Source organism: Paenibacillus sp. FW104-T2, assembly GCF_058789975.1.
On the sequence record NZ_JBYTCE010000021.1, the window covers coordinates 14,321 to 32,938 of the forward strand.

18 protein-coding genes are annotated in these 18,618 nt (G+C 44.8%); 15 read left to right on the forward strand and 3 right to left on the reverse strand.

The genetic code is table 11. The annotated features are described in order from the left end of the window. Window positions 1–128: 128 nt before the first annotated feature. A complete protein-coding gene (locus AC3WQ3_RS22675) occupies window positions 129–332 on the forward strand; it encodes a DUF6366 family protein (protein ID WP_492473640.1) in 204 nt (67 codons plus the stop codon). Between the two features lie 116 nt (window positions 333–448). Next, complete coding sequence (locus tag AC3WQ3_RS22680) at window positions 449–922, forward strand: GNAT family N-acetyltransferase (RefSeq protein ID WP_492473641.1); 474 nt, start codon at window positions 449–451, stop codon at window positions 920–922. A gap of 177 nt (window positions 923–1,099) precedes the next feature. Here AC3WQ3_RS22680 and AC3WQ3_RS22685 read toward each other — a convergent pair whose 3' ends face one another. After that, window positions 1,100–3,415: an MMPL family transporter gene (locus AC3WQ3_RS22685; RefSeq protein ID WP_492473642.1), complete on the reverse strand. Its 2,316-nt coding sequence runs from the start codon at window positions 3,413–3,415 to the stop codon at window positions 1,100–1,102. Window positions 3,416–3,456: 41 nt separating this feature from the next. Further along, window positions 3,457–4,068, reverse strand: coding sequence for a TetR/AcrR family transcriptional regulator (locus tag AC3WQ3_RS22690; RefSeq protein ID WP_492473643.1), 612 nt, complete (start codon window positions 4,066–4,068; stop codon window positions 3,457–3,459). 297 nt (window positions 4,069–4,365) lie between these two features. Here AC3WQ3_RS22690 and AC3WQ3_RS22695 point away from each other — a divergent pair, with 297 nt between their 5' ends. The 9 genes from AC3WQ3_RS22695 to AC3WQ3_RS22735 all read left to right on the forward strand — a co-directional run bounded on the left by AC3WQ3_RS22695 (window position 4,366) and on the right by AC3WQ3_RS22735 (window position 13,827). Next, a complete protein-coding gene (locus tag AC3WQ3_RS22695; RefSeq protein WP_492473645.1) occupies window positions 4,366–5,328 on the forward strand; it encodes an ROK family protein in 963 nt (320 codons plus the stop codon). A 36-nt stretch (window positions 5,329–5,364) separates the two neighbouring features. Next, a complete protein-coding gene (locus tag AC3WQ3_RS22700; protein ID WP_492473646.1) occupies window positions 5,365–5,955 on the forward strand; it encodes a sugar O-acetyltransferase in 591 nt (196 codons plus the stop codon). 207 nt (window positions 5,956–6,162) lie between these two features. Continuing rightward, window positions 6,163–7,632: a sensor histidine kinase gene (locus AC3WQ3_RS22705; RefSeq protein ID WP_336779999.1), complete on the forward strand. Its 1,470-nt coding sequence runs from the start codon at window positions 6,163–6,165 to the stop codon at window positions 7,630–7,632. Between the two features lie 5 nt (window positions 7,633–7,637). After that, the gene (locus tag AC3WQ3_RS22710) at window positions 7,638–8,330 is read left to right on the forward strand and encodes a response regulator transcription factor (RefSeq protein WP_127535826.1); all 693 of its coding nucleotides are present in this window, start codon (window positions 7,638–7,640) and stop codon (window positions 8,328–8,330) included. A 119-nt stretch (window positions 8,331–8,449) separates the two neighbouring features. Next, complete coding sequence (locus tag AC3WQ3_RS22715; RefSeq protein WP_492473647.1) at window positions 8,450–9,958, forward strand: S-layer homology domain-containing protein; 1,509 nt, start codon at window positions 8,450–8,452, stop codon at window positions 9,956–9,958. A 9-nt stretch (window positions 9,959–9,967) separates the two neighbouring features. Further along, on the forward strand, window positions 9,968–10,669 hold the full coding sequence (locus AC3WQ3_RS22720; protein WP_492473648.1) for an ankyrin repeat domain-containing protein: 702 nt from the start codon (window positions 9,968–9,970) through the stop codon (window positions 10,667–10,669). A 791-nt stretch (window positions 10,670–11,460) separates the two neighbouring features. Next, a complete protein-coding gene (locus tag AC3WQ3_RS22725; RefSeq protein WP_336780002.1) occupies window positions 11,461–11,937 on the forward strand; it encodes a GNAT family N-acetyltransferase in 477 nt (158 codons plus the stop codon). Between the two features lie 143 nt (window positions 11,938–12,080). Further along, a complete protein-coding gene (locus tag AC3WQ3_RS22730; protein ID WP_492473649.1) occupies window positions 12,081–12,539 on the forward strand; it encodes an NUDIX hydrolase in 459 nt (152 codons plus the stop codon). 256 nt (window positions 12,540–12,795) lie between these two features. Continuing rightward, entirely contained in the window at window positions 12,796–13,827 is a 1,032-nt protein-coding gene (locus tag AC3WQ3_RS22735; protein ID WP_492473650.1) for a phosphotransferase enzyme family protein, read from the forward strand. A gap of 16 nt (window positions 13,828–13,843) precedes the next feature. Here the strand turns inward: AC3WQ3_RS22735 and AC3WQ3_RS22740 are convergent, their stop codons facing one another. Continuing rightward, entirely contained in the window at window positions 13,844–14,182 is a 339-nt protein-coding gene (locus AC3WQ3_RS22740) for a winged helix-turn-helix transcriptional regulator (RefSeq protein ID WP_492473651.1), read from the reverse strand. 105 nt (window positions 14,183–14,287) lie between these two features. Between AC3WQ3_RS22740 and AC3WQ3_RS22745 the strand changes: the two genes are divergently transcribed. The 4 genes from AC3WQ3_RS22745 (at window position 14,288) to AC3WQ3_RS22760 (ending at window position 18,442) form a co-directional block, all read left to right on the forward strand. Further along, entirely contained in the window at window positions 14,288–15,202 is a 915-nt protein-coding gene (locus tag AC3WQ3_RS22745) for an arginase family protein (protein ID WP_492473652.1), read from the forward strand. A gap of 107 nt (window positions 15,203–15,309) precedes the next feature. Beyond that, window positions 15,310–15,816, forward strand: a complete 507-nt coding sequence (locus AC3WQ3_RS22750) for a GNAT family N-acetyltransferase (RefSeq protein ID WP_336780006.1) — start codon at window positions 15,310–15,312, stop codon at window positions 15,814–15,816. A gap of 249 nt (window positions 15,817–16,065) precedes the next feature. After that, complete coding sequence (locus AC3WQ3_RS22755) at window positions 16,066–16,818, forward strand: response regulator transcription factor (RefSeq protein ID WP_336780007.1); 753 nt, start codon at window positions 16,066–16,068, stop codon at window positions 16,816–16,818. Beyond that, window positions 16,787–18,442 carry a sensor histidine kinase gene (locus tag AC3WQ3_RS22760; RefSeq protein WP_492473653.1) on the forward strand — a complete coding sequence of 552 codons (1,656 nt, stop codon included), beginning with the start codon at window positions 16,787–16,789 and terminating at the stop codon, window positions 18,440–18,442. Before AC3WQ3_RS22755 ends, AC3WQ3_RS22760 begins: the two co-directional genes overlap by 32 nt. Window positions 18,443–18,618: the final 176 nt, after the last annotated feature.

The window sequence follows — 18,618 nt, forward strand, 5'->3', positions numbered from 1 at the left end:
CAGAAGAGGGGATATTGGCGAAAAAAGAATTGGAAGTTTACTCCATATGGTATGATTACCTAAACACATACACAAAAATTGGCTCTGGTGAGAGTAAGTCATCGATCTGAACCATTGGAGGGGAAATGATGAACAAAGATCAAGAAACTCCCGAGATGATGAGAGAGCGACTACAACGAGAAGAGCAGCACGATCATGCTGCGGGTACGTTCAAGAATGGATTGGAGCGTGCGCAATTCGGTAATCTGGGGGAACTGGCAAGCAGTCTGGGATGGGTCGGTACAGGCGTGGTTATCGTAGTAATTATTGCTGTTTTTGTATGGTTGAAATAATTGTCTTACTTATACAAAAGATCTATCGATAGAATGATTGACGCTGCGATCATCAGGTGTTATTTTATACACATCTGTAATGCCTATAAAACCAATAGAGTAAAGGGGTTTTGCACATGTCGTTGGTTGTGCAAGCGGCTGCTGAGGACGTACGCAGCGAAGATTCAGTGCAGTTGATCCGGGAATTAAGCAGTGAGCTGGGCTTGTTATACGGCGGGGATGGAACCGCAGGCTTTCAACCATCGGACGTCGAAAATCCTCGTGCTGCCTTTATTGTAGCCAGATTGGATGGGCATCCGGTTGGGTGCGGAGCCATTAGGCGGCTGGATGATCAATCCGTTGAGGTTAAGCGTATGTACACCAGACCCGGTTATCGCCGTAAAGGAGTTGCTCAGGCCATACTTGCGGAAGCGGAGCGCCTTGCTGCGGAATTTGGTTATACCAATCTGAAGCTTCAGACTGGGCCACTTCAGCCAGAAGCTGCAGCGCTATATGAAAGAGTAGGGTATTACAGCATTCCGATTTTTAGTGGCGACTGGGACAGGGTTCTGGCTTTTCAGAAAGACCTGGTGCATCAGCAAGTGAATTGAAAAATATAAATAAAGCACCTTCAAGGCTTTTAGCTTGCCGTACGACAAGTAGAAGCCAAGAAAGTGCTTTATTTTGGTTTGAAAACTGCTAATAAATACAACAAACAAAGTGTAAATAACCTACGAGATTAGCCCAGGAATGACACAATAGACAGGTGAAATCCGATCCTAATTGTCTTACTGTTTTTCCTTAGCATTCAGTTCAGCAATGAGCTTGTCACCTTCAACATCCAGGTTAGGAAGCGAACGATCCAGCCATTTTGGCAGCCACCAGGCTTTATCCCCGAAGAGAGACATGACTGCCGGAACCAACGCCATTCGAACAACGAATGCATCAATCAAAATACCCAAGGCCAAGGCGAATCCAATCTGCTTAATCATAATATCATGCGTGAAAATAAAGCCTGCAAATACGGAAACCATGATAATGGCAGCTGCAACCACAACGCGGCTGGCCATCTGATAGCCATTCATAACGCTTTGGTTACCACGATTTCCGTGTACATAGGATTCTCTCATCGAAGAAACAAGGAAGACCTGATAATCCATAGCCAGACCGTAGAGAATTCCTGTTACCATGATTGGAATGAAACTGAGCAGAGGACCGCCCGTGTCAAAATCAAACAACGCCTTCGCCCAACCCCACTGGAATACGGCAGTGGTCAGACCGAATGTAGCCAGAATACTAAGCAGGAATCCAATCGTTGCCTTGATCGGAACCAGGATGGAGCGGAAGACCAGGAGCAGGATGACCAGAGACAGAATAACGATAATTCCGATATATACCGGGAAGACTTCAGCCAATTTGGCTGACATATCAATATTGACCGCTGTAAGTCCGGTAACGCCAAGCTTCATATCGTGATTGGTTGCAATGGTAGAGTCAGGAGAACGCAATTCTTCAACCAGCTGTTTGGTTGCTGCGTCGGTTGGACCCGAATCTGGAACAAGACTTAGGATGGCCATTTTGCCATCTTCACTCACACCTGCTGGTGTGACAACAGAGACATGTTCAAATTGTTGCAGATCCTGGGCGATGGCGCCCAATGTTTGTAATGATACGGTTTGGGAAGCGTCAGTAGGTTCAGCAACAATGAGCAGGGGACCGTTGAATCCTTCACCAAAACCTTTCGTAATAGCATCGTAACTTTGCCGTGCAGTAGTATCCAGGTTAGCGGTAGCGCCAGAAGGCATCCCCAGTTCCATTTTGGCGACCGGGATTGCAGCCGTACCCAGAACGACAATAACAGCTACAATGACAAGCCAGCGGAATTTAACGACACCAGAGATCCAGCGATTGGCAAACCCGTTTGATTTTTTGTGTGCGTTGTCCTGATTTTTCTCTCTTGCTTTACGAGAGCAGATGCGCTCACCGAGGAGACCCAGCAATGCCGGGAGAAGAGTAAGGGCAATCAGTACGCTGAACAGTACGGTAACCGAGGCGACGATAGCCATCATGCTCAGGAAGGTGATACCAATAACCAGCATTCCACAAAGTGCAATAATAACCGTTAATCCAGCAAAGAACACGGCACTTCCTGCTGTTCCAACAGCTCTGCTGGCCGCTTCGCGTGCATTCAGGTTCTGGTCGAAAATAAGTCTACGCTGACGATTGACGATGAATAATGCATAGTCAATACCAACGGCAAGCCCGATCATGAGAGCGAGTACAGGTGTAAAGGATGTCATGCTGACAAAGTTGGAGACAGCAAATGCTCCACCAACACCAGCCGCAACCCCAAACAGGGCAATGACAATCGGCAAACCTGCGGCAACAACGGATCCCAGTGTCATGAACAACACAATTGCCGCAATGACCAATCCGTAGATTTCGTTGGTTCCAATCGGTATGCCCACTTCTTTCAGGGAATCACTTGGCAAAACCGAGATGTTTGTACCTTGTTCGGCTTCGCTTACTGCATTCACAACCGAATCCGTGACACCTTTAGGCAGGGAGTTTTGCTGCACTGTGAATTGGAACTGGAACAGCGCAACATCTCCAGCGTTTGAGATCAACACGCCAGGTACTGGCATTCCTTCAATCATGAGTGGTCCATAAGGAGGCAGGTTGCTTGGATCCGCACTTTGCGCGCCTGCTCCAGCAGCACTCTGACTCGCCTGTTCCTGCATAGCTGAGGCATCGGCGCCACTTGCAGCAGCGAGCTCAGCAGGGTTAATGACATAATCCAGTTTGTAAACTTCACTTACTGCCTTACTGATAGCTGCCAAATTCTCAGGCGTATCCAAACGCTCGCCTTCAGGAATATTAAAGATTACGCTGCCCTGACCACCAGAGGCTTGAGGAAGCTCCTTTTCCAATTTGTCCAAGACGTTCTGGGATGCGGTTCCTTCAAGTTTGATGTCTGAAGACACGTGCACACCGTTTATGCCAAGCGCCGTTCCGACGATGCCAAGCACCAAAATCCAACCCATAATGAAATACCACGGTTTATCGTAGGCCGTTTTCCCCAGCCTGTAGAGTAATTTTGACATCGAAATGATTTCTCTCCTTCTATCTCTAATGTTCGCCTCTTCTAAAATCCATCTCGCAAATACGTAAACATAGAATCTATGTACTCATCGAATGAAATAGATTCTTCCTTATCTCCTGAAGGAAGCCCAGGAAGTTGTACGTGTACACTCCCATCCAGCATAGGGATAATTGCCGCACAAACAGCGCCAGCAAGAAAGTGATTATAACCCGCGGGGTAACGATCTCCGAATAATTCACTTAACATCAATTTAGCACCGTTTTGCAAGCGATTCAGCAGGGTGAGCGTATGAGGCATTAAGCTTGGATAGTTCTTTGACAGTTCTATAATCTGATAAATTCTTCGAAGGACTACTTCAGTCAACTGCATCTTAATGAACTGATACATCACCTCAAGCGGTGTTGTATCCTCAGGCAGCTGACTGATCATATCGAAGTATTCCTCCATCCTGTGAAAGTGCTCACCGGCCATGACGACGGCTTCTTCCTTACAGGAAAAATGATTGGCGAACGTTCTTCGCGAGTATCCGGCACGCTGCACAACGTCCTCAACCACAAATCCGTCCATTCCATGCTCTAATGCGAGTTGGAACGCAGCTTCAGATAGGGCACTTGCAGTCGCTTCCTTTTTAATGGCTCGTAAGCTTTGTTTCAAATGGTCTCACCTCCAGTTCCACATTGAATGTGTGAATGGTACTATCATATCAACTCATTGCCCATTGTGCAATTTTACCCAAAGGGTAATTTTGCGCAAAAGGAATTTAATCGTTTTGTTAGGAAGATGCTTGATGAAATTTGTGGACAGCGATGTGAAAAACAATTATGTTAATACTTAACGAAAGTATTTTCATAAGTGTGAGGGGCGAGAAGGATTACAAAAGGACCTATTACTAACAACACCATGCGAGTGAAGAAGATGAATGAGGAATTGGTCCGGCAAACATTAAGGACAATGAGACAAGGTACCAAATCTATGGTTGCACAAGCAACAGGGTTGAGTGTCGCTACCTGCCGCAGCATATTAATCGATCTCTTGAATGCAGGTGAACTTGTGGAACTGGATATGGAGGAATCGAGTGGGGGCAGGCCTGCTCAGATCTATAAGTACAACGAAAACTATGCCTACATTGTTGGTCTCATCGTAAAGGCAGGAATCAGCCATCACTCCATCACCTATGGCGTGGTTAATCTGACAGGGGAAACTGTGGAAAAAGGGGAACTGCATACGGAAACGGATCAAATGAATGAAGCATTCATCATTCAGCTCATTGATCGCCTCATCGATAACCATCCGCAGATCCGAGCTGTGGGTATCGGTGTCCCAGGTGCAGTTCATCAAGGCATCATTAATGTGTCGGATATCCCCACCCTGGTCCATGTTCCACTGGCCGATTCCATCCGAAAAAGACATGGGGTCGAGGTTATTGTAGAGAATGACATGAACCTGACGGTGTACGGTCTATATCAGAAACAGGAATATGAAGATGAGGAGTCTATCATTGTCGCGACCTTCATTGAAGGCTCCTTACCAGGTGCAGGAATCATGATTGATGGGCATATTCACAGGGGGAATACCCAGTTTGCCGGAGAGATCGCCTTTTTGCCATTCGGTCTCTCTCATGATGAGCAGTTTAGATTACTCCATAATCGGGATACATTTCATTCGATTGCTGCACGTGCCGTATCAAGTCTGATTGCTGTAATGAACCCCGAGACCCTTGCATTGACTGGTACGTTGGTACAGCCGGAGGATGTAGAGATTATCCGGAAAGAATGCTTGAAGTACATACCAGAGATGCATATGCCTCAGATGAGGCTATTGAATGACCCAGATGAGAATTATATGTTTGGATTAATATCGATGACTCTGGAAAGCCTCTCGTATTCGCTGCAGCTTGTGGAAAAACGGAGGTAACGAAGACTATTACAATACGGAGAGGATGCTGGATATATGGATACGAAAACGGAAAAACAGAAGATGCTGGCTGGAGAGCTCTATAAAGCTTGGGACCCTGAACTGACGCGTGATCGAGCGTACGCAAGACGGATGACTCGTATGTATAATCAGAGCACCGAAACAGATGAGGAACTTCGAACAGATATTCTGAAAAAATTGCTGGGCTCAACGGGTGAGCATCTGAGCATGGAGCCCAATATCCGTTTCGATTATGGCTACAATATCCATGTAGGTGATCACTTCTACACCAATTTCGATTGCACCATCTTGGATGTCTGTGAGGTGAGGATCGGCAGTCACTGCTTGTTTGGGCCAGGTGTTCATATTTATACGGCAACACACCCCATTGATCCTTTGGAGAGAAATGAAGGGCCCGAATATGGTAAGCCAGTATCAATCGGAGATAACGTGTGGGTGGGCGGACGAGCGATCATTAATCCTGGAGTCACCATTGGCAATAATGTAGTCATTGCATCCGGAGCCGTGGTAACCAAGGACGTTCCGAACAACGTGGTTGTTGGAGGAAATCCAGCCAAGGTGATCAAGAACATTGAAGTTTCGCAAGAACCTCCAATGCTGTATTGAAAGCTGAGAACGCATATCTATGTAACAGCTTGTTGATTTTTGAGATTCGTGGTAGACAGCTAAATCTGCATGATGGGGTGATAGAAATAAATCTAAGCCGATATGGAGAGCGTTCCATATTGGCTTTTTTGCATCTGGGCAATTGAATCCATCTTGTGTTAACATGTGCACTAACTAATCCTATACCATGCTTATAAAGGGGAACCCATGTCCATTCGAATAAAAATGCTGCTGTCCTTCACGGGCATGCTCGTGATAAGTTTGCTGTTTATCCTGCTTACGGCAAGTCTGTACACGATTGCGGCAACAGGAGATCTGCAGAGCTTTCGTGATATTTATAAGGTGCATTATCAGATTAACCCACTGACTGAACAGGGAGAATCGATCTTTCAAGAGATGAAGTTTATGGCCAAAAATGAACCGGATGAGCTGCAAAACAAAGATTTGCTGCGTGAATACGACATGAAACTTCGAGCCGAGAAGTCAGGTCTCTATGTCAGACGCGAGAACAGCCAGATCTTCGAATCGCTGACCTTCAATCAGCCTGAACTGAAGCAGGCACTGCCTGCCTATGATCTGAACAACTATCAGATACGCAGTACGTTTAATATTGGTGAACGCTTTTATGCCTATGCCAAATTTGACTTTAAGTACACGGATGGGGAACGGGGAAGCATCTTCGTCATTCGTGAACGGAGTCCTTTTGCCGAATTGACCCGTAAGCTGCTGCCCGTGATGTCAATCCTGCTCATCGGGGTGCTCATTATTGCAAATCTGCTGCTGTTCCGCTGGATTACTCGCAGCTTCATTAAGCCGTTGAATCAGCTGAGGAATTCCGCAGAGCAGATTAAGGAAGGGAACCTCTCCTTCAAGCTCCAGCTTCATTCCAATGACGAGGTTGGTCAGCTCAGCGAAGCGTTTGAGAGCATGCGGAACCAGCTGCAGCGTTCCAATGAACTAAGGCAGCAGGACGAAGCCAATCGCAGAGAGCTCATCTCCAACATTTCGCACGATCTCCGGACACCGATCACAAACATTAAAGGCTATATTGAGGGGATTCGTGATGGAGTGGCAAACACGCCCGAGAAAATGGAGACCTACGTCAATATCATTCACTCGAAGGCAGTCAGCATGGATAAGTTGGTGGATGAGTTGTTCCTCTATTCCAAGCTGGATTTAAATCAGGAGCCTTTCCTGTTCAAGGTCGTAGACCTTGTTGATTTCCTTGAAGACAGCATTGAAGAGCTGAGATACGATCTCGAGGATAACGGGGTCGCACTTGATTGGGATAACCAGTCGTCAGGTCCTGTTATGGCTTCAGTGGATCTCGACAAACTAAAACGGACTGTCGTCAATATAGTCGATAATGCACTGAAGTACATGGAGAATGAACACAAGCGATTCGGCATTACACTTCAAGCAGATAACGAATGGATTACGATGGCGTTTAAGGATAACGGCAAGGGAATACCGGAAGAGGCGCTGCCTCACATCTTCGAGCGTTTCTATCGGGCAGAGCAATCTCGCAATTCCTCAACCGGGGGAAGCGGATTAGGACTTGCGATTGCCCGTCAAATTATTGATGGACACGGAGGATTCATCTGGGCAGAAAGTATGCCTGGTGAAGGTACAACGATTTATATTCAATTGAAAAGGCTGATGGACAAGGGGGAGTAGCGGCAGTGACAAGCATATTAATCATTGAGGACGAAACAACAATTGCCGAACTGGAACGCGATTATTTTGAGCTTAACGGATTCACGGTGGAGCTCTGTCATAATGGAGAGGAAGGCCTGAAGCTCGCTCTGGAGGGAGATTACAGTTTGATCATTGTTGACCTGATGCTTCCGGGGCTTGACGGCTTCGAATGCTGCAGGCGTATTCGTGAGGTGAAGGAAGTACCGATTCTGGTCGTCTCTGCCAAAAAAGAGGAGATAGACAAGATCCGAACCTTTAATTTGGGCGTCGATGATTTTATTACCAAACCGTTCAGCCCAAGCGAGCTGGTTGCTAGAGCAAAGGCTCATCTAACCCGCTACGAGAGACTGCTGGGCATGAGCAAACCCGTTGAGCAGGATGAGATTCACATTCGCGGACTGCATATCGACAAAGGATCACGCCGCGTTTTCTTGAACGGGGAAGAGGTCGCAATTACAACCAAGGAATTCGATCTGCTCGTATTTTTGGCGAGTCATCCGAACCGTGTGTTCAGTAAATCCGATCTGTTCGAGCGGATCTGGGGCATGGATTCCAGCGGTGATATCGCAACCGTTACGGTTCATATTCGCAAGCTGCGCGGTAAGCTGGAGACAGATCCCAAAAATCCGGATTACATTGAGACCGTATGGGGTGCGGGCTACCGGTTTACGGTATAAGTTTCGATAAAAATTAGCTTCAGTTTATATTTTGTTAATCATTTTGACCTTGGGAGTTTCTTTTTGTCCTCTATTCTATAGATACAAGCAAGACCAACCTATAGAGGAGGAATTCAACCATGAATCCGACAACCCGAAAAATCGCTGCATTTCTGACCATAACTGCATTAGGTACGGCAGTATTACCGCTTGCTGCGAACCAAGTACATGCAGCTACATACGTTACAAACGCTGCCGCAACAACGGCACAGCTTAGCAGTCAGCAGATCGACACTGCCATCAAGGAACTGAACAGCTTGGGAATCATGAACGGATATGCCGATCAATCCATGGGTGAACAAAGAGCCATTACTCGCGCAGAACTAGCTTCACTAGTGTATAAAACCTTTAGTTTGGAAGACAAGACGGGAGAGAGCGTAGATTTAACAGACGTTAATCCGTCTGCATGGTATGCGCCTTATGCAGCAAAGCTCGTTGAACTGGGCATCATGGAGGCAAATGACGGTCAATTCAATCCGCAAAGCCAAGTTTCCGATGCCGAACTTGAGCAAGTTGTATCCAAAGCGATGCAGCGTGACGTGAAATCCGTTCACCATTGGATGAGCACGTTCTATGCCGAGAATGGGTCGTCTACTCGTGGTGAAACAGCGGTGCTGCTGAACACGGCCCGCCAGGCCATTCCTTCCGAGCAGGCTAAGATCGAGAGTGTACGATCACTGAATGCCATTACGTTGATTGTGACTTTTGATAAACCACTCACAGCAGCAGATGAAGTATTTGCCAAAGCACAAACGGATTTTGCGCTAAGTGGCGGATTGACATTAACCAATATGCCTCGTCTGAAGACAGGATCCATTGCAACATACATCGTTCCAACGTCTGTTCAAAAAGCTGGCGAGGTATATAACCTTACTTATAAAGGGCAAGATGCGGGTTCCTTCGAAGGCAGTGGAACGAAATTAAACATGACGAAGGTTAGTCAAGTAACGAACGATACGTTCGAGATTGAAGCATTGCAGGAAAACGGTGTCGTTGATTATGGCTATATTATTTCGGCATACAGCGGTGGTCGAGGAGCTAATGCGTTCGTGCTGGATGAGAAGGAACAAGCTGGAGGCCAAACGTATCAGATTATCTCATCCATGCAGGCAAGACAAGTCATAATTACGCCGGAAGGCGGAGAACCGATCGTTGCCAGATACGTTCCGTTTACGCAATCAACAGACGGCAAACAAGAACCGAAGTTCAGATTGCCTGAAGGACAAACGCTGCAATCCGGTGTCCAATATACCGTATCTTCGGATTGGGCGAACATCGATAATGCAACATTCACCGCACAATCATTTGATGCGCTGCAAGTTACCAGTGCACAGGCCGTGAGTGAAACCTCCATTGAAGTTACACTTGCTCAAGATCCTGGGGATGAGCTGTTTTCGGGCCGAAGCGTAACGTTAACCTCCCCGAGCGGTGACACCCTGACGGCAACCTATAAATATTCAAGCCGGAAAGGCGCAACAGGAGTTTTCGACCTCGTTAACGATGGCAAATTAAATCCGGACACGACCTATGAAATCAGCCCAGTGGGTGATTGGAGTGTCGCTTCGGAGGTAACCGTAACGCTACAGTAAGGAGGCAGTATGAGTAAGTCAATCCTAATAGCTATTCTTATCAGCACGATGTTCGTCGTCCAAGGCTGTGCTCCGGCAGTAAATAACAACTCCATGGTGAAGGAGCAGGAAACTTCCCTGAATGAACAGCTGCTAGAGGCAGCAGGAGGATCAGATCCTGAGAGGATTGAACGTCTAATTCAAGAGGGTGCGGATATCAATGCTCAAGATGATAGCGGAAGAACAGCTGTGATGATTGCGACCTACAACAATGATCAGGCATCGGCTCAATTGCTGATTGAAGCTGGTGCAGATGTTAACATACAGGACGAGATGAAGAATAATCCGTTTCTGTACGCTGGCGCTGAAGGATATTTGGATATTTTGAAGCTCACAATTGATGCGGGAGCCGACCCAGCCATGACGAATCGATATGGAGGAACAGCGCTGATTCCCGCTGCAGAGCACGGATATGTGGATGTGATACGGGAGCTTCTGACTCAAACCTCAGTTGATGTGAATCATGTGAATCGATTAGGCTGGACGGCATTGCTTGAAGCGATCCTATTGAATGATGGGAATACACGGCAGCAGGAAACGATACAGCTGCTCATTGACCATGGAGCAGATGTGAATCTTGCGGATGCTGATGGTGTATCGCCTCTGAGTCATGCCAAGAAAAAGGGCTTCAAGGAAATCGAGGAGATTCTGCTTCAGGCAGGTGCGAAATAAAGTATATGGGAAGATCGATAATATGAAAAGAAACAGCATAGCAACGTAGCATGTGGAATATCTATTGTGCATATGATTCTAGGAGAAGTCGCCGATATGGCGGCTTTCTTTGTTTTAGACATAGAAGTTTGAAAGCTGAAATGAATACAGGCCAAATTACTTCGTTTCACGTGTCAGTACTGAGAAGGTTACTTATTCCATTTCATTTATAAAAATATATCTTTATTGGTGTATTATGGGTTATCATTTGAGAGGATTGAATCTTGTGGTGTGAATTTTAGGCGGAAAGGAACGGGAAAGTGGAAAGAACATTTAATACGGTTTATTCAAGAGTGAAATGGAATTTGATAACCATGACCTTATTGGGAATTTATTTTTTTGTTAGTCTCAACAGGAGCGATGAGCGATGGTCTACGATTTTTCTCGCGTTTTTTACCATATACATTTTGACTTATATCATTGTGCTGTTAAAAATGTTATTTACGAAACTAACGTTTACGTTCGGAACAGATTACGTTGTTTCCTCGAAGGGAAAGAAATTCGAAGCTTCTCAAATCAAGTGTATCTACATGAATAACCAGAGAATTGGTTTCAAACTGCATGGCCGGTGGTTAGTGCCAATGGAATTATGTTTCTTTTTTGATAAGAATGAAGAACGCGAAGGGTTACAGCAGCTTCACCAATGGGCAGAGCACAATAAGTTAGAAGTAAAAAAGAAATTTTTTCAGACATTGACGTAAGTATTCAGTTCAATAAGGACTGGATATTTCATAAGGAGGGATCAACTAGCCGTGATAACGCTCAGAAAGATTACATTGGATAACCGACGTACGATCTTTAACCTGGAAGTTGCAGAAGAGCAGCAAAAATATGTGGCATCCAATCTTTCAAGTATAGCTTCCTGTTATGTTTTAGCGACCAATGGAGGCTCGCCTTTTCCATTTGCAATCTACGCAGATGAACAACCTGTTGGGTTTGTAATGATTACGTATGGAATTACAGGTTATGATCTCCCCAGCATCGCTGATAATAACTACTGCATATTACGGCTCATGATCGACAAGCAGCACCAGAATCAAGGTTATGGCCGTGAGGCAATGAATAAGGTTATTGAATTCATTCGCACTTTTCCAGCTGGTCCGGCGAAACTTTGCTGGATTCCGTATAGCCCAGATAACCTGGCTGCCAAGAAGTTATATGAGAGTTTAGGCTTCAACGAGAACGGTGAAGTGTGTCATGGCGAGCTTGTAACGATATTAGAACTCTAATAATAATTGTAGTCGTTATTTCTTAAATAGGCGAAGCAGATCGGTGACTCGGCGATTTTTTAAAGAACAAATTGAGTATTGTACTCATCATAAAGATCCGTTTGTGTTTGAGTTCAATCACTAGAGAGCAGAGCGGAGGGACCATGGATTATATAAAATGGATCAGAAGCAAGGTCGGAAAAGATATGATTATTCTAAATTTTTCAGGTGCGATCATAGAGAATGAGGCACAAGAGATTTTACTCCAGAGAAGGCGGGATCGAAATGCGTGGGGGTTTCCCGGAGGTGCAATGGAGCTGGGAGAATCATCGTTAGAAACAGCAGTTAGAGAAATAAGAGAGGAAACGGGTTTAATCATATCCATAGGGGAACTAGTTGGCGTATATACAAAGTATTTTGATGAATATCCTAATGGAGATAAGGCTCAGACCATTGCATTTATGTATCATGGAAAAGTGATTGGAGGACAATTAGCTGCTTGCAATGAAGAGAGCCTTGAACTGAAATTTTTCCATCCTGACTTTATGCCGGAATTGTTTAACCAGCAGCACAAAGATGCTTTTGACGACTTTAAAAATAACCGTATAGGGGTTACTAGATAGCCTGATAATATGAAGTTACATAAGATCTTATCGTATATGAAAAGATCTTTTCAGAATGCTTGAAAGATAAAACCATGACAGTCCTGATGTCATGGTTTTTCTCATGGCTTGAGGAACATGGAATATATTAATCCTCCTGACAGGTAAAAATCAGTTTCTAATGAAACGTTACCTATATCCCAAACAACAGGATACCTATAATTATCTTATGAGGAACATGACCAATTTAACGAATGAAGTGGAGTGAAGAAAACAAATGAAGGACTTTTTTCGCTATGACACGATGGAAGAAAGAGAATCTCTGCTAGCTAGAGCCAGAAATGTGGCACTAACTGCATTACAGCAGTATGATCTGGCGTGGGAACGCATTCAGTTTATACACTTATCCGATACGATCACGTACAAAGTTGAAACAAATACACCCGATTCTTATTTGCTTCGGATTCATTCCGATCGTTGGAGCAAGGAAGAAATACAATCTGAACTTCTATTTCTTCAGTCCTTGAATACAGTGGATGACATTCATGTCCCAGTGGGGATCACTTCTCTTACAGGCTCTCGTGTAGTAGAGATGGATACGATTGAGGGTTATAGACGACCGTATGTTACGGTGATGAAATGGGTCGAAGGGGAGCATATACATGGTGAAATGACGGGAACTATAGTTACTAGAATGGGAGAAATGATGGGAAAGCTTCATGAAGCTGTTTCGGGCGTTCACTTACCTCCCAACTTTGTGCGTCCGGTCTGGGGAGCAGACTCTTTTCGAAGTGAGTTGGTGAAGCTTGATCGATATTATAACCGATTTTTGTCCGATCAAGCCTGGACGGAATATCAACATGCTGTCGAGAAAATATTGAGTAGACTTGCTGATATGGACAACAATGAACAAAACTACGGAATGATTCATGCTGATTTGCACGCCGGTAACATCGTTTTCAAGGATGGTTTACCGTATCCAATCGATTTTGGAAGATGTGGCTTTGGTTATTTTCTATATGATCTGGCAGGCAGTTTAATTGGACTCTATCCCAGAGAGCGAATGACTTTTATCCAAGGTTACGAGAACGTGAGAAAACTGGGAACTGATTATATTCGAGACTTGGAATGTTTCTTCATTATGTTCATGATTGAGAACTACTGTCATCACGCCTCTAATCCAGAAGAAACGTCAAATTTATTGGATGAACAACCCTATGCTCAAGCATTAATCAGAGAATTTTTAAACGGAAACCCGTTTTTGTTTGTTCCGATTGAACCAGTGGACGTAGATAAGGTTCAACAGTGAATTTCTAACATACGTGTTATGGTTGGTTCTTAACTCCCCATTCACATAACTCTTCCATAATCGGCAGCAAGCTCTCTGCCTTGGCGGTGAGACTGTACTCGACCTTGGGTGGAACTTGCGGGTACTCCTTCCGGTTCACCAGACCATCGGCTTCCAATTCTTTGAGTTGTGAACTTAGCATCTTATAGGTTATCGCTCCAATCTGCCTCTTCAAGTCATTGAATCGAACGGTTTGACCTTCAGCCAAAAGGTAGAGGATCACCATCTTCCATTTACCCCCGATGACAGACACCGTATACCCAAAAGGGGTATCCTGAATGTTCTTCACTTTACCTTTATAATCAGTCATGCTCATACGTACACTATCCTTCCGGGTAGTACCTATCATTAAAGTGCGTACTACGATTATATTTTCGTTCAGTTTATACTAGCCTTACTTTCAAGTAAAGGAGAGTATCATATGTCTACAAAAACAATACGCTTGCTCATGCCGCAATGGCAGGGGGGCAACAATCCTAACTATTCTTTTGGATCCGAACTGTTAGCCTGGCTGGCACCAGATAATGATCAACCCCTAATTAAGGTACCCGTTCATGCTTATGATGGAACACCACTTGTGAACGAGAACGGCATGAATGGAAGAACACAACTGCTGGAACAGCTGGAGGCTGCCCAGCATATCATCCAGGCTCACAAGCCGGATCGTATTGTTATGTTTGGCGGCGACTGTTTGGTCGAACAAGCACCCTTTGCCTATCTTAACGAACGATATGGAGGGGACCTTGGGTTAATTTGGATTGATGCACACAGTGACCTGGTTCGATATGTTGGCTATGATAACGGACATACGCTGCCACTCGGGAATCTTCTGGGTGAGGGAGACGAGGAGTTCTCGAGACATGTGAAGGTTCCTTTGAAGCCCGAAAATATCTTTATGGCGGGATTGGCAGTTCCTACAGAACAAGAGATGGAAGTGATTTCGGAAGCATTTGAAAGAATGGGTGTATACGCTGAGGAATCAGATACAGAAGTCATTCAGAGACTGGGAATCAAAACAGCCGGAACAGAGGAGCTCTCGAGCAGCACTGAAGTGATTAAGAAATGGATCAGAGAAAGTGGAATCAAACATCTTGCCATTCACGTGGATCTGGATGTGCTGGACCCCAAAAAATTCCGTTCTCTACTATTTGCTAACCCTGACGAACCCTATGTTTTCTCACCTGCCGGAACCATGCAGTTACCTCAACTTCTGCATTTGCTTAAGGAGCTGTCAGAAGAAACAGAGGTCGTGGGACTGGGTATAACCGAGCATATGCCGTGGGATGCGATTCATATGAGAGATCTGCTCAGCGAGATACCGATATTAAATACGTAAGGTGCAGAGCTTCGAACATAGGTGTGGCTAACATTCTATCGGAATATTTGATACGATGTAGGGAGTCTGAATGAATTTGATAGAGAGCTAAGAAAGGCAGGCTGACCATGAATCTTATCTTTCCGAAAGTTAGTACACCCGAAGAAATCGCTGCGCTGTCCCGCTTGGCCGCCGAAATTTGGCAGGAGTACTACGTATCCATCATTACGCTTGAACAGATCGATTACATGATTCAACAATATCAATCGGCATCAGCTGTTACAGAACAAATCCAAGAACAGGGCTATGAATATTATTTCATGCAACGTGATGATACGCCTGTCGGATACATGTCTGTAAAAGTAGAGGAAGGCAAAATGTTCCTGAGTAAGTTTTACATCGGCAAGGAACATAGAGGCCAAGGCTACGCCAGCCTGGCGTTCGCTTTTCTGGAGCAGCAATGTATAGAACGAGGCATTAACCTGATCTGGTTGACCGTCAATCGCCATAACGAATCAAGTATTGCTGTCTATGAGAAAAAAGGATTCCGGACTGTCCGGGAGCAGGTTGCGGATATCGGCAATGGGTTTGTGATGGATGATTTTGTTATGGAGAAGGCAATCCACGTTGCTTAAACGAAGCTTCCAGGTCAGTTCAATAGGATGAGTCAGACAATGAATGATTTATTGATCAGCATAAGAGGAGAAGTCGCTTAAATAGCGGCTTTTTTTATTGCATAAAACACGGATCTGAAATTACGCATATAAATGAAAGCCCTTTCTTCATTCTATGATATACTACGTTGTAACTGACAACCCATGAATAACGGAAGAGATATTTGTGCTGGTTATCCTCTCACTTTCACGCGCAAAGGAGATGTCTGAATGTTTAATGTTCTTGTTGTGGATGATGAGTGTGTTCAAAGAGAAGGAATCAAGGATTTGATCGCCCTGTATGGATTTCCTTTTCACATCATGGAAGCGGAGAACGGAAAGAAAGCAGAGCAGCTATTGATACGAAATTCAATTGATATTTTGATTACCGATGTCAAAATGCCGCTCATGGACGGACTGGAACTTAGCAGGATCGCACGCAAAACACAGCAAAATATCGATATCGTTATTTGCAGCGGATATGATGAGTTTGAATACGCACGCAGTGCCCTAAGGCTCGGCGTCGTCAATTATTTGCTTAAACCGCTTATGAAGGAAGAGTTTTTGCAGGTGATGGTGGATATTACGAAGATGAGTCCGTATGCGGGGAAGCCTGAGCCTGAAACGATGGAAATGAAGGTGATCCGGCAGGTGAAGGATTATGTGAAGGATCATTATCAGAAAGATATTTCACTAACAGAAGCAGCTCACGACGTGTATCTGTCTCCAGGATACCTAAGCATTCTGTTTAAGAAAGAAACCGGAGAGAACTTCTCCAAATATCTCACGGATTACCGGTTGAGCCGTGCGAGCCACCTGCTTGTTCACTCCAATATGAAAATTAATGATGTTGCGGTGGCTGTTGGTATAGACAACCATTCATATTTTGCCAAGCTGTTCAAAAACAAGTTCGGCGTTAGTCCGTTACAGTTCAGAGAGTGCGGGGTGCTTCATGATCGGGTGGATCAAGAGCAGGTTCAATGATATCAGGTTCCGCAACAAATTATTGCTGTCTCATCTGGTCATTGCACTCATTCCCATTCTTCTGCTTGGACTACTCTCCTTCATTCAATCCTATCGTATTCAGATGAGAGAGCTGCGAAGCGAAGCTGAAGCAAGCATCGAGCAGGTAGCCAGCATTATGGATTACAAAATCAATCGTTACAATACACTAAGCGAGTTTATGGTACTTAATCGGGATTTCTCTCAGATATTCACCAAAGACTATGATGAAAATTATTATCAGATGTACCTGGATTTTCGTGACACTATGGAGCCGATGATCTCGAACATCAAATTGATGGACGATGATATTGAAGGGATCACCTTCTACACATCGGGAGAACTGCTCGGAATTCGCAATAACATTTTGCCCATAGGGGAGCTAAGGAGCAAGGCTTGGTACGATGGTTTTCGGGGCAGACGCTGGATTGTGGACGGAGAGAAGCTCTACCTGGTTCAGGAACTGATCAGCAATCCAAAAGACAGCAACTTTATGGTCATATCCATACAGCATGACAGCATCTTTGGAAATCTGGATAATCTGTCTGAGCACGTATCCGTTCATATGGAAGATCCGGAACAACATATCATTTTTCAGGAAAACAGAAAGCGGATTGGTGCTGTTGATTTGGAGAAAAGGCAGATGACAGACCTGAGTTTAAGTCGATCCCTTGCCAGCAATGGCTGGACGATCTATTACAATTTGCTGAATACCAATGCCTATGCGAATGCAATGAGTATTTTTCAAATCACGCTATTCGTTATCATCCTCAGTCTGATTATTACCTTTCTGCTGATATATATCATCTCCACTAACTTTACACGCCGAATTCTTCGCCTCAAGACCAAAGTTGACAAGGTGGAACGAAACAATCTGGATGTGATCATTCAGAGTTCTTCCCGTGATGAATTTGGTGAGCTGACGAATGGGATCGGGAAGATGCTCAGAAGGATCAACAGTCTGATCTCACAGGTCTATCGCGCCGAGATTGCCAAGAAGGAAAGTGAGTATTACAGGCTGATCAGTCAGATTAACCCTCATTTTCTGTATAATACACTCTCTTTTATCAGATGGAGGGCCGAGAAGAAGGCCGATATTGAAACAAGTTATATGGTATCTGCATTAGCACGTTTCTACAGAACGACGTTGAACCAAGGAAGGCATATGACCACAATTGAGGCTGAGATTCAGCATATTAAGGCATATCTAGACTTGCAGCTCATTATGAATGATGGTCTGTTTGACGTGGATTATGATGTTGATGATGCGGTACAGCAGGAACAAGTCATTCATTTCGTACTGCAGCCCATTGTGGAAAATGCCATCAAGCATGGTTTTGTGGGAGCAGCAGCGAAGGATTACGGCATTCAGATTACAGTTCAGCGAGTGGGTGAAGGCATCAGATTAGCCGTTACGGATAATGGCGTAGGCATGACTTCGGAACAGATCACACAGCTGTTAACCAGTGAAAATGGGGGATGCGGTGTGCGAAATGTGAATGACCGAATGAAGCTCTATTACGGGCAGGACTATGAGCTCGTGATTCGTAGTGAACCCGGTTACGGAACTGAAGTATCCATGGTGATTCCGGCATCTTCACCGTAAGCAGCAGGAATACTTCAAATAAAATGCTAAGTATTGAAGGCGGTTGCTTCGGCAGCCGCTTATTTGGTTTCTGAGTTAGAAATGACAAGGCCCACAAGATGGTTGAGGTCATGAAAAAAGTGATACATATCCGAAAATAATTGCATATACGCGAAAAATGAAAACGCATACAATTT